This is a genomic window from Nocardia salmonicida, from assembly GCF_036142455.1.
GTDB classification, from domain to species: Bacteria; Actinomycetota; Actinomycetes; order Mycobacteriales; family Mycobacteriaceae; genus Nocardia; species Nocardia salmonicida.
Genome location: NZ_CP108014.1, coordinates 4779606 through 4792172 on the forward strand (window position 1 = coordinate 4779606; position 12567 = coordinate 4792172).

The 12567-nt window shown below is 68.8% G+C and carries 11 protein-coding genes; 3 read left to right on the forward strand and 8 right to left on the reverse strand.

Features of this window, described 5'->3' with window-relative positions; genetic code table 11:
- Positions 1-7 precede the first annotated feature (7 nt).
- From OHS03_RS22475 to OHS03_RS22490, 4 genes are all read right to left on the reverse strand, one after another.
- Positions 8-748, reverse strand: coding sequence for an ABC transporter ATP-binding protein (locus OHS03_RS22475; protein ID WP_364652834.1), 741 nt, complete (start codon positions 746-748; stop codon positions 8-10).
- Entirely contained in the window at positions 724-1575 is an 852-nt protein-coding gene (locus OHS03_RS22480) for an ABC transporter permease (RefSeq protein ID WP_063056337.1), read from the reverse strand. Before OHS03_RS22480 ends, OHS03_RS22475 begins: the two co-directional genes overlap by 25 nt.
- Positions 1572-2615 carry an ABC transporter substrate-binding protein gene (locus OHS03_RS22485; RefSeq protein ID WP_328656809.1) on the reverse strand — a complete coding sequence of 348 codons (1044 nt, stop codon included), beginning with the start codon at positions 2613-2615 and terminating at the stop codon, positions 1572-1574. Before OHS03_RS22485 ends, OHS03_RS22480 begins: the two co-directional genes overlap by 4 nt.
- Before the next feature lie 172 nt (positions 2616-2787).
- The gene (locus tag OHS03_RS22490) at positions 2788-3915 is read right to left on the reverse strand and encodes an ROK family protein (protein WP_328656810.1); all 1128 of its coding nucleotides are present in this window, start codon (positions 3913-3915) and stop codon (positions 2788-2790) included.
- 106 nt (positions 3916-4021) lie between these two features.
- Between OHS03_RS22490 and OHS03_RS22495 the strand changes: the two genes are divergently transcribed.
- Entirely contained in the window at positions 4022-4243 is a 222-nt protein-coding gene (locus OHS03_RS22495; RefSeq protein WP_194826450.1) for an FmdB family zinc ribbon protein, read from the forward strand.
- Positions 4244-4279: 36 nt separating this feature from the next.
- Here OHS03_RS22495 and OHS03_RS22500 read toward each other — a convergent pair whose 3' ends face one another.
- The 4 genes from OHS03_RS22500 to OHS03_RS22515 are packed head-to-tail and all read right to left on the reverse strand — an operon-like array spanning position 4280 to position 8024.
- Positions 4280-4555, reverse strand: coding sequence for an Rdx family protein (locus OHS03_RS22500; RefSeq protein WP_056813149.1), 276 nt, complete (start codon positions 4553-4555; stop codon positions 4280-4282).
- 18 nt (positions 4556-4573) lie between these two features.
- Positions 4574-4969, reverse strand: coding sequence for a YchJ family protein (locus OHS03_RS22505; protein WP_082844108.1), 396 nt, complete (start codon positions 4967-4969; stop codon positions 4574-4576).
- A 60-nt stretch (positions 4970-5029) separates the two neighbouring features.
- Positions 5030-5455: a hypothetical protein gene (locus tag OHS03_RS22510; protein ID WP_056813152.1), complete on the reverse strand. Its 426-nt coding sequence runs from the start codon at positions 5453-5455 to the stop codon at positions 5030-5032.
- Between the two features lie 49 nt (positions 5456-5504).
- Complete coding sequence (locus tag OHS03_RS22515; protein WP_407942403.1) at positions 5505-8024, reverse strand: AAA family ATPase; 2520 nt, start codon at positions 8022-8024, stop codon at positions 5505-5507.
- A 392-nt stretch (positions 8025-8416) separates the two neighbouring features.
- Here OHS03_RS22515 and OHS03_RS22520 point away from each other — a divergent pair, with 392 nt between their 5' ends.
- Together OHS03_RS22520 and OHS03_RS22525 are read left to right on the forward strand one after the other, a co-directional pair.
- Positions 8417-11335 carry an SWIM zinc finger family protein gene (locus tag OHS03_RS22520; protein WP_328656814.1) on the forward strand — a complete coding sequence of 973 codons (2919 nt, stop codon included), beginning with the start codon at positions 8417-8419 and terminating at the stop codon, positions 11333-11335.
- Positions 11332-12432 carry an ATP-binding protein gene (locus OHS03_RS22525; RefSeq protein WP_056813159.1) on the forward strand — a complete coding sequence of 367 codons (1101 nt, stop codon included), beginning with the start codon at positions 11332-11334 and terminating at the stop codon, positions 12430-12432. Before OHS03_RS22520 ends, OHS03_RS22525 begins: the two co-directional genes overlap by 4 nt.
- The last annotated feature ends 135 nt before the right edge of the window (positions 12433-12567 follow it).

Below are 12567 nucleotides of genomic sequence, written 5' to 3' on the forward strand. Positions count from 1 at the left end.
GCGCCTTTCAGGCCGCACGTTCGGCGACGCCGAGCGCGGTGAGCAGAGTGTGACGAATACGCCCGAACGCGGGCAGGCTCGGATCGCGCTCGCCGTTCAACTCGACCGGAATGTCGAGCGAGAGGCGTCCGTCGTCGAGCACGATCACCCGGTCGGCCAAGGCGACAGCCTCGTCGACATCGTGGGTGACCAACAAGACGGTCGGGCGATGCCTGCTGATCAGGTCCCGCAACAGGGCGTGCATCTTGATCCGGGTGAGCGCGTCGAGCGCGCCGAAGGGTTCGTCGGCCAAGAGCAGATCGGGTTCGCCGACCAACGAGCGGGCCAGCGAGACCCGTTGCTGCTCACCACCGGAGAGTTCCCTCGGCCAGGCGCGTTCGCGGCCCGCGAGGCCGACTTCGGCGAGTACCCGCTCGGCTGCGGCGCGGCGCGTTCTCGGCTGTCCGTAGAGCACATTGGGCAGCACCCGCTGCCAGGGCAGCAGCCGCGAATCCTGGAACACCACCGAGGTTTTCGCCGGTATCCGCAGCGTGCCACCACCCTCGACGTCGTAATCGAGTCCGGCCAGTGCCCGCAGCAGCGTGCTCTTGCCCGAGCCGCTGCGTCCGAGCAGGGCGACGAACTGGCCGGGCGCGATGGTCAGGTCGATCGAGTCGAGCACCGTGCGGTCACCGAATTTGCGAGTCAGCGAACGAACCTCGACCCCGGTGACCTCGGTCTCGCTCACCCCGCGATAGTGCGTCGCCATGACAGCACCCTCCGTTCCACCAGACGGATCGCCGAATCCGAAGCCAAGCCGAAGATGGCGTAGACGACCAAGCCGACCAGGATCACATCGGCCTGTCCGTAGTTCTGCGCGTTCGACATCATCTTGCCGAGACCGTCGATGGCGTTGACCGTCTCGACCACGATCAGCACCAGCCAAGCACTGGTGACCGACATCCGCAGCCCGAGGAAGAAGCCGGGCAACGACCCGGGCAGCACCACGCTGCGAATGAACTCCGCGCGCGAAACCCCCTGCACCTCGGAGAGTTCCACCAACTTCTGATCGATCGTGGTGAGCGAGGCGTGGGTCTGGATGTACATGTGCACGACCACGCCCAAGGTGATGAGCACGAGCTTGAATTCCTCGCCGATACCGAGCCACAGGATCATCAGCGGAATCAGACCGAGGGTGGGAATGGCCCGTTTGATCTGGACCGGGCCGTCGATGAGCGATTCACCCCACCGGGAAAGGCCCGCGATCACGGCGAGAGTGGTACCGATGAGCACACCGAGGACCATGCCGATCAACACCCGTTGCAGCGACACCCCCAGGTTGGCCAGCAGCGGTCCATCGACCAGCAACTCCCAACCCGTGTGCAGGACGGTCCACGGCGCCGACAGTTTGCGCGGGTCGATCAGTTCGAGCAGTGAGCCCGCGGCCCAGGCCGCGACCACCAGGATCACGCCGAACAGGCGGGCGGCGGGCACGGCCTTGCGCAGGCCGAGTCGGCGCAAGGCGCGCCGCTCGACGAATCCGTCACCGGACGGTACGGAAACCGGAATCGCGGTGCGAGACAGTGTGATCGTCATTGCTGCCCCTTGGTGCGATACGTCGCCGACACCGCGTCGAACGCGATCTTCTCGAATCGGCGGTCGAACAGTTCTTCAGCGGGGAAGGAATTACCGAAGAAGCCGGCTTCGGTCACCAGATCGATCGTCTCCTGTTCCCAGGTGATCGCCTCGTTCCAATTCTCCGGGAAATACGGCCTTTCCGTCGTGGCGATAATGCGTTTGCCGTCCTCGACCGACACCGTCTGATCCTTGACGTAATACGCGTCGATCCATTCCGTGGGATGCTCCCAGGCCCAGACTTCTCCGCGTGCCCAGAATTTCACGAATTCGGCGACGGCAGCGGCTTTGCTGTCGTCACGCAACACCGAGGTCGGCGCCCACAGGACGGTCAGCGCGTCGACGGCGGGGGTGTCGATCGCGGTGGCGCCGTCGACGCGATACTTGTCGAGATACTTGGTCAGGGTCGGTTCACCGAACGGGGCGACGTCGATTTCCTTGGCCTGCAGGGCGGTGAGGAACTTCGTGCTCGGCAGCTCCACGAGTTGCACCTCGTCGGTGCGGATGCCGGCCGCCTTCAGCGTGCGCAACACCACCAACCCCTGCGCCTGACCCGGCGAGAAGCCGATCTTCTTCCCGCGCAACCCATCGAGGCTGGTGACGTTCGATCCGGGGGCGGTGGCCAGCTTGTACAGCGGGGTCGAGCGCACTTTGATTCCGACGATCTTCGCGTCGAGACCGCTGGCGTGCGCGTGGATCGGCGGAATGCCGGCATTGGTGGCCAGGTCGACCGAACCGCCGCGGAAGGCCTGGATGACATCGGGACCGGCCTGCACGGCGGGCCACGACGACACCGTGAACGGCAGTTTGCCCAGTTCTCCCGACGCGGTCAGCGCCACTTTGGCGGTATTGGCCGCGACCGCGAGCGAGACCCCGGCGGGGACCTCGGTGGGCAGCGGCCTCGTCAGCGCGGCGCCGTCCTGGTCGCCGGTGGCGCAGGAGACCGCGAGCAGCGAAACCGCTGCGGCGAGAAGTGCTATTCGTCGAATATTTTTACGCAAGGTGATTTCCCGGATTTGATCGAATAATTATCGGCGACGGAATTCGAACCGCGACAACACAGCACATCCGACGTAACCCGGGCGACGCCGGACTGCATTTTGTTCATAGTGTCAACTGTCGCGTGCGACGCCGCTTCCGGTCAATATTCGACTGCCTTAAAATAACCACGAATCAAACTGCCTGCGCGACAACCGTGCTCAGTGGATCACTGAACACTTCCTGCAAGACCACCCCGGCGGCCGCCATCACCAGCACCTGACCGGGGAACGTCGACGCGAAGATCACCTCGGTCGGGTCGGCGCCGATCATCGAGTGGGCGCGCACCGCCTCGTCGTAGGCTTCCCGGACGCCGGGCACCGTGCTCAGGCCACGGTCGATCAGCACCAGGGCTTCCGGGTCGATCAGATCGATCAGCGCCGCGGCGACCTCACCCATCACCGTGGCACGCTCGATGAAGTACTCGCGTTCCGGGCCGCCCGCCGCTGCCGCCGCCACCAACTCGGGGAAGCTGTCGAACCGGCGGACAGTCTCGGCCCGCGCCAGCAACGCGTGGTCGCCGAGTGCGTCGAGGGCGAATCTGTTGGTCGTGCCGAGTAATCGAGCGATCGAGCCCGCCCCGAAATGCGGCCCGCAGTGGACGCGACCGTGCACGGCGATGGCGGCGTCGATGACATTGCCGACGAACAGCACGATCGAGCTCGCCGAGCCGCGCAAACGGCCGTAGAGCTGTTCGGCGTGCACCGTCGCGCGGGTATGACTGTCCACGCTGACGGGTAAACCTGTTCGGGCGCTGAGGTATTCGCGCACCGGTACATCACGCCAGCGCAGATAGGAGTGTTCGACGACCGAACCGGTGGCGGTGTCGACGCGACCGCCGATCGCCACCCCGAGCCCGCGGATCCGCACGTGGTCTGCCAGGTTCGCCCCGACCGCGCGCACTCGCTCGAGCACGGTGTCGAGGATGTCGTAGGGGGCATGGGTGCGATGGGGCACCTGCTCGCTGTGCAGCACCGAACCGGCGATGTCGACCACCGCGACGGTGATCTGCACCGCCGCGATATGCACCGCGATCACCACATTGCCCGTGGCGTCCAACGCGATCGGACTGTGCGGCCTGCCCACGCCGCCCGGCCCGGGTGACTCCGGCAGCTCGACGAGCAGTCCCGCCTCGACCAGCGCCCGGCTCTGCCAGGTGACCGTGGCCGGTGAAACCCCGGCGTGCCTGGCCACCACGCTGCGCGGTGCCGACCCGAGGTCGAGCACCGCCCGCAATACCGCCCCCGCGCTACTGTTCGCCATGCGCCACCTCGCCATCACCGCCGTTCGCTCACGGTACGGAGTGCGGGGGCCGGGGCGAAGTCTTCGGCGCACCGTGATCACAAGCCTCGGCCCTTACACTTGGCCGATGCCGAACTACAGCTTCCGGTGTCGTTCCTGCGGCGACACGTTCGACGTCAACCGGCCGATGGCCCAGTCCTCGGACCCCGCCGCGTGCCCCGCGGGCCACGACGACACCGTCAAACTGCTCACCACCTTCGCTGCGGTGGGCCGTGGGTCGGCGCCGACCCCGGCGCCCGCGCCCCGTCCGGCAGGCGGCGGTTGCTGCGGTGGTGGCGGCTGCTGCTGACCTCGTCGACCGGAATGCGCGTCCGCCGCTCGGACGTCAGTCGCGGCGGTCGGAGTGGCCGAGGTCGCGCTCGGGGGCGATCCGGTCGCGGACCCGCTGTTTGAGGACGGCGATGTCAGGAAAGCCGCCGTCGGCCTTGCGTTCCCAGAGCTGTTCGCCGTCGAGGGTGATGCGGAAGATGCCGCCCTGGCCGGGAACCAGCGCCACCTCGCCGAGCTCGGTGGCGAACGTGGTGAGCAGTTCCTGCGCCATCCAGCTCGCTCGCAGCAGCCAGCGGCATTGGGTGCAGTACTCGATCGCGATGCGGGGCACGACAGCAGTATCCCTGGTTCAGGCCTGAAACGTGCCGTCGAGATAGACCCACGCGCCGTCGACCCGGACGAAGGTGCTCAGCTCGTGCATCGCGTCGCGCGTGCCGTCGAGCTTGTAGTGGGCGATGAATTCGACGGTGCCGTTGTCGTCGAACGGGCCGCCGCGCTGAGTGCCGACGATCTCGAGGAACAGCCAGCGCTGGTCCGCGTCGAGTTCGAGGTCGGCCGGGCGGGTGCTGGGATGCCAGGAGCGCAGCAGATAGTCCACATCGCCCACGACGTAGGCGGTGTAGCGCGAGCGCATCAGCGTTTCCGCGGTCGGCGCGGGCTTGCCGGCCAGGATCGGTCCGCAGCAGGCATCGAACGGCTCGCCACGGCGGCACGGACACGGTTTCACTTCACCCATGCCGCACATCCTGCCGGACCCGGCGGCCACCCCGCGCACCCCAGGTCCACCATGACTACCCTTCGCCGATCACCCGAACGGCTGGTGGGCAAGGGGCGCGAGCTCCAACGCTCGCGCCAGCTCAGCGGTCTGATCCCGCCAACGCCGGAGATCGGTGACGCTCGGCGCCATCTCGTAGTCGAGATGATGCGCCGCCCGCGACAGCGCCGCCCACAGCGCACCGACCTGACCAGCGGTCTCGGGCCCCGCGTACACCCGCAGCGCGAGCAACTGAGCCCGCATCGGGCACCGCATCAACTCCGGCGCCACCTGCGCCCACAGCTGATCCACCGCCTGCTCGAGCGCCAACCGCAGAATCCACGCCACCGCCCGCGACCACACCCCGCCGGCATCCGAGACCGACCCGTCCAGCAGATTCTCGGCCGCTTCCAGCCGCTGCGCCACCGACGGCCTCGGGGTGAACTTCGCGCGAGCCGGCCTGCCACGGCGATTCACGACGACCGCACCGCACCGGCGAGGCCACGCGGCGGTCCGGCCGAGCCGCTCACGTTCGCACCGTGTTCGGCTCGTGGGCTCGCAGCCAGGTGATGAATCGTTCGGTGTCGGTGATCAATTCACGCATCGGCCGCTCGATCGGCACATGCGCTCCCGCGGTGGCATCGCGGAGGACGCCGACGAGCCAGCGTCCGCCGACCGCGCTCAGGTGCTTGTTCAGGTCGTCCACGCGAGCGCCGACACCCATGATGGCGAGGGTGATCATGGCGCGGGTGGTGTGCGCGTTGCGCACGCGCCGCTCCACCTCGCCGTGTTCGAGACCGCTCGCCAGCAGTTCCTGGCGGGCCTTCGCCAGCCCGGCCGCCTCGATCGCCGAACGGCAACAGGTCGCGACGAGTTCGTCGGCGATGGCGGCGGGCAGCTGCGGCGTGCGAAGCAGGGATCGGGCGTCGTCGAGGTAGCGGCGGACCGGGTCGCCGGTCACCCTGACCTCGACGATCGAACGCTCGCGACGCTGGACTTCGAGCACGGTCGCGTCGAGCTGCATGCGGCGCACCGCCTCGGCGAGCCGCTCGTCATGGGTGAACACCACCACCTGCCGCGTCCCCGCCACCTCGGCGAGCACCCTGGCCAGCCCGTCGACCTTCGCCGGATCCATCGCCTGCACCGGGTCGTCGATCATCACGAACCGGAAAGGGCTGTGCTCCACCGTGGCTCGCGGCAGGAACAGCGACAGTCCGAGCGCGTGCAGTTCCCCCTGGCTCATCACCCCGAGCGCCGCGCCGTCCACTTCGTCGACGGTGACATCGAGCAGCACCCGCCGCGCCGTCCCCGCGCTGCCCTGCAACCGAATCGCGCCCAGCTCCACATTGCTCTGCTGGCGCAGGGTGCTCCACACCCAGCGCGCCGTGGTCTCCAGCGGCCGCATCCGCTCCTCACGGATCGTCGCCGTCGCCGACTTGAGCCAGTCGGCCGCCTTCTTCACGACCCGCAGTTCACTCGCGTGGTCGGCGACGGCGCGGGCGGGGTCGAGCCAGGCGAGAATGCGTGGGACCAGCGGCGACCACACAGTGTCCAGACGATCCAGCTCGGTCTGCGTATCGCGTTGCAGTGCACGGAGTTCCACGGTGAGCTCGGCGTGGATGGCGCGCAGCCGATCCGGGAGCTGATCCTCGTCGGCGGTGGCGAGCTCGGCCCATTCCGACCAGAGCTGCCCTACGATTTCGCGCCGATTACGCAACGAGTCCGAGGCAACGTACGAATGAGATGGCCCCGCAGGGTGATTCGCTCGGCCTGGTGTTGGTTCGAAGGTCCGCACCGGATTCGAGCGGCCTGCGGTTGCCGAGCCGAGCTCGACCGGCCGCTCTGCCAGCAGGTTGCGGGCCGCCACGAGAGCGGCGTCGAACTCCGCCGTGGCCGCCTGCAGAGCGGCGAGTTCCTCGGTCCGGTAAGCGATTTCGGAATCCGCGGCGGTGATCCAGTCGGCGTCGAGTTCGTCGCGTCCGCAGACCGGGCAGGGGCACGAACCCGACGCGGTGACGTGTTCGCGTGCCCGCGTGAGCAAGGCGAGAACTCGCAGATCGGCATCGGAGTCGACGGTCGCGTGGCGCGCCACGTTCCGGGCCGCTTCGGCGAGCCGATCCGCCGTGGCGGCGACCTGCACGGTATCGGGCAATGTCAGCCGCAGGATCGCGCGCAAACCCTCCGGCCCGTCGATGCCGAGGACCGAGTCGGCCACCGCGCCCGCCACCGCGTCGAGATCGGGGTCCGGGGTGCGCAGCAGGTCGGCCACACCGTGAGCGCGTTCGTCATCGGCCTCGGCGAGCTCGACCAGTAGGTCGGCGTGGGACTGGCGCGAATCCTTCACGGCGCGTTCGAGTTCGAGCTTGCGCAATCTGATCTGTTCGGCCGCAGCGGCCAACTCGTCGAGGCCGAGCAGGCGATGCAGCGCGTCGAACAGGTCGCTCGGCTTCCCGTCGACGAGCGCGCCGAGCTCGCTGTAGGACAGGAACGGCCGGTACAGATCGAGCCGTTGCCGCTGTACGAGCGGGTCCACCGCTGTCGCCGGTTCGGATCCGCGCCGCTCGGTCCACTGCGCGTCGGCCAGTTCCGCACTCTCGTCCCATAGGGTGGCGACGGAGACCTGCGGCTCCTCGCCCGCGGTGAGCAGCTCGACATCGATCCGGGCCGTATCGGGTTCGTGCAGGTTGCGCCAACCCTCCCGCCATGCGGTCGATCGTCCGTCCCAGCGCCGATTTCCACCGGTCAACGCGAATTCGGCGGCCTCGGCGAAACTCGACTTCCCGCTGCCGTTGCGACCGACCACCAGCGTCAGACCCGGTCCCGGATTCAATCGCAGCGTCGCCGCGGGCCCGATCCCACGGAAGCCCTGCACGGTGATCGACCGCAGAAAGACCCCGGTATCACCGGAATCCTGTGCGGCCGAATCACCGTCGACAGTTGTGAGCGCGGCAAGCACGCATTCGGCGACCCGTTCCTCCACTGCCGGGTCGGCGGCGAGCTCGCGCGCGACCACCTCGGCGATCCGATCCGAGCACACTGGCGACATCCCCCTTCGCGTCGGCGCACGACGCCGCGATTCTGACAGAAACGCTACCCGATCGCCGGAAGTTCGCCCAGGGGATGCGCAGGCCCTCAGCGAATCTGCCCGCGGGAGTGGAATGGCCATCGCGGCGCCACGGCGGGACCTCGATGTCCACCCCTCGCCCACCCCGGCGGGCAGCTCGATGAGGTGTTCACACCCGCGTTACGCTGCGTCGAGCAGCGCGGGCGGTCCGGTCGGTGCCGAACAGATCAGAATACGAGACATCTCAGTTCATAGCAAGAGCTGGAGCGCGAAATTGCCACAGCGCCAGCATTTTCCACCGGCTTCGCCACCGGCACCGCTTGTTGTCGGTGGGTTGCGGTAGATATTCGGCGAACAGAGAACGGGGGAATCCGATGACCGAGCAACGCACGCCGTGGACCGAGGACCAGGTCCGTGCGCTGGCGCCCGACGCGAGCTCGCTGGCTGCCGCACGCAAGCTGGCCGGTCGCTGGCGTGAGACCGGCACCGCCGGGAACGCGGTGTGGGGGCTGTGTCAGGGCAGTGGAGCCAAGCCGTATCAGGCGATCGTCGACCTGGACGGGCCCGCGTACAAGTGTTCGTGCCCGAGCCGCAAGTTCCCCTGTAAGCACACGCTGTCGTTGTTGCTCACGTGGTCGAGCGGCCAGGCGCCCGTGCGGGATGCCCCCGCCGATTTCGCGGCCGAGTGGCTGGCGGGGCGGGCCGCGAAGGCGGCCGCGCCACCCAAGGCCAAGGCCGCGAGCACGCCGTCGCAGGCGTCCGTCGAACAGCGACGGACCCGCGTCACCGCCGGGCTCACCGAACTGGAGGTCTGGCTGACCGACCAGATCCGGACCGGACTGGCGCAGACCGACCGTTCGTTCGCCGCGTACGAGTCGATCGCGGCCCGGATGGTCGATGCCCAGGCGCCTCGGATCGCCGAGACCCTGCGCAGGTTGCCCACCGCGGTCGTCACCACCGAGCACTGGCCCGAACTGCTGCTGCGCGAGTACGCCCGCCTGCACCTGCTGGTTCTGGCCCATCGCAGGATCGATGCCCTACCCGAGCCGCTGCAAGCCGGCATTCGCACCCACGTCGGCTACCCGACGTCGGCCGAGGCGGTCCTGACCGAGCCGGCCGTCCGGGATCGCTGGCTGGTACTCGGCATGCGGACCAGCGAGGAAGAACGTCTCCACACCCGTCGTACCTGGCTGCGCGGTCGCGGTAGCGGACGATGGGCCCTGCTCATCGAACACTCCTTCGCCACACCGAATTTCACCGGCGAGGTGCCCGCGCCCGGCAGCGAGGTGGACGCCGAACTGCACTATTACCCCGGCCCGGCATCCTTGCGCGTGCAGTGGGGCACCCGCCACGGCGTACCCGAGCCCTTCACGACCGTGCCCGCTGTCGGAGGCACCACGATCGACGACGCGTTGGACGCCTACGCCGGCGCGTTGAGCGACGATCCGTGGCTGCGCTCGTGGCCCGCCCTGCTCACCGACGTCGTGCCGGTACTCGACGAGAACGGTTGGCAGCTCGTCGCTACCGACGGCACCGCGCTGCCACTGCAGGCCGGCGTCCACCCGTGGCGGCTGATCGCCGTCGCGGGTGGACACCCGGTGACGGTGTGCGGCGAGTGGCGAGCCGACGGCTTCGACCCGATCTCGGTTCTCAGCGCGGGCGAGGTGCACGACCTGGAAACCGAATTCCCCACGGAGACGACCCCCACCCCCGCGCTGGCCGAACTCGTTTCAGTAGCTCTGCTCGGCACCGCCCGCCGCAGTGCCGACGGCGTCCACCTCGACTCCGCGGTCGCCACCGCGGTACCGCAGCACGCGGGTGAACCGGCCACCCGGCTGCTCCACACCGCCGCCTTGCAAGACCTGTACCTGCGCGGTGGACAGCTCCCCCGCACCGCAGCGAAACCCGAACCCGCCGTGGATGATCCACGCCCGCTGCTTCCCCGACCCGCCGCCGACCGTCTCAGCCGCCTACTCGCGGACAAGTCCCCGTTCCTTACCGAATGGTTCGCCTCGGCAGCACCTTTCGACTTCCGGCTCCCCGATGTGCTGTGCGTCCAGGCGCTCTCCGCTGCCTCCGACACCACGGTGCGGGCACCGCTGCTGCGGCTGGCAGGCCGCCGTGGACGCTGGCTCGCCGCCCGCAACCCGGCCTGGGCGAAGCTGGTCGACGAATTCCCTGTCGACGCGTCCACATCTCTTTCGGGCGCCACCCACACCGACCCGAGCACCACTGCCGAGCCGGAAGCGCCTGCTGCTCACGATGTCTGGTTGTTCGGCACCTCCGGCGAACGAAAGGACTGGTTCGCGCGTACGCGCCGGGCGGATCGCGCCGCCGCGCTGACCGTGCTGACCGCAGCGTGGTCGAAGGAGTCGGGGCCGGTCAAGGCGGAACTGCTGGCGTTGCTCGAGGACGGGCTGAGTTCGGCCGACGAAGCACTGCTCGAGCGGGCCCTCGACGATCGTCGCGGCGACGTCCGGCGCGCCGCGACGACGCTGCTGAACAAGCTGCCGGACGCCGCTTTCGGGCGACGGATGGCAGCCCTGGTGGCGTCGTGGATTCGGGTGGACAACGACGGCACCGTCGAAGTGACGGTGCCCGCGGAGCTCGACGCGCAGGCACGGCGCGACGGGATCACCGACGCGACCGATCAGGCGAAACTGCGCTGGGACACTCCAGATTCGACGATCACGACCCTGCACCAGGCGATCGCCGCCACTCCACTCACCGCGTGGGCTCCGATCGTGCGCTCCACCGGCGAGAACACCGCCGCTGCCGCGCTGACCCTGGCACTGCCGCCTCGCTATGCCAAGGCGATCGTGGACGGCTGGGTCGATGCCACGCTCGCCCAGCGCGATACGGCGTGGGCGCGTGCGCTGTTCGCCCACGCGACGCCGACCGAGCAGGCGGTGCTGCGGCGTCGCGAACTGTTCACCCTGCTCGAGGCCGCCGACCGGATAGAGCACGTGCTCGATCTCGACGCGCACCAACTCAACGAACTGCACGCGATCCTGCCCGGCCTCGATCACCCGTGGCCGCAACCCGTGGCCGACCATGTGCTGCGTCTGTTCGGCGAGCGCGCCCGCACCACCGCGCGTCAGCCGCATGCCAGCGCGGGCGTGTACACCGACAGGGCGCTGCTCACCGCGGCGAGCGTCCACCTACCTGTCGAGCTCGCCTCGCGTGTCACCGCGCTCGCCGACACCACCGAAGACCCCGCCTGGCAACAGGCATTCCACCGACTCGCGCACGATCTCACCGATCGCGCCACCATGCTCGAGGAGCTGCGATGACCACCACCGAACCGTCGACCACCCTGCTGCGTCCCCACGCCGAACAGGCCTTCGCCGACGAGTTGGCCGCCCTGAGCCGCGTCGACGACCGCGTGCGTCCGCCGTCCTGGAAACTGTCGCCGTGGGCGGTGGTCACCTACGTCCTCGGTGGCACCCTGGACGACGGCACCGTGATCACGCCCAAGTACGTCGGCCCGCGCAGGCTGATGGAGGTGGCGGTCGCCACCCTCGCCACCGACCGCGCGCTGCTGTTGCTCGGCGTACCCGGCACCGCCAAAACCTGGGTGTCGGAACACCTCGCCGCCGCGATCAGCGGGGAGTCGACGCTGCTCGTGCAGGGCACCTCCGGCACCGCGGAAGAGGCGATCCGCTACGGCTGGAACTACGCCCGCCTGCTCGCCGAGGGACCCAGCGATGCCGCTCTGGTCGCGTCGCCGGTGATGACCGCCATGCGCACCGGCGCCATCGCCCGCATCGAAGAGCTCACCCGCATTCCCTCGGATGTGCAGGACGCGCTGATCACCATCCTGTCCGAGAAGACCCTGCCCGTTCCCGAGCTCGGCGGAGAAGTCCAGGCGGCCAAGGGTTTCAACGTCATCGCCACCGCCAACGACCGCGACCGCGGCGTGAACGATCTTTCCTCCGCGCTGCGCCGCCGCTTCAACACCGTGGTGTTGCCGCTGCCGGCCGACGAGGATTCCGAGGTCGCCATCGTCAGCCGGCGCGTCGAACAGCTGGGCGCCGCACTGGAATTGCCGACCGTGCCCGCCGCCGCCGAGGAAGTCCGCCGCGTGGTGCGGGTCTTCCGTGAACTGCGCTCCGGCATCACCGCCGACGGCCGCACCAAACTCAAATCCCCCTCGGGCACCCTGTCCACCGCCGAGGCGATCTCGGTGATCACCAACGGCCTCGCCCTGTCCGCCCACTTCGGCGACGGCGTCCTGCGCGCCTCCGACATCGCGGGCGCCGTGCTCGGATCGGTGATCAAAGACCCGGTGGCCGACACCGTGATCTGGACCGAATACCTCGAGGCCGTCGTCCGGGAGCGCCCCGACTGGGCCGACTTCTATCGCGCGTGCCGCGAAATCGCCGGCTGAGAACAGACCGAAGGGGAGGACGGAACACACACCACACATGGGGTTTTCGATGAGTCAACGCAACAAGGCGCCCGACCCGGCCACCGGTGACGCCACACCGGGCGATCCGGCGAACCATGCCGGTCTTCGCGAGAC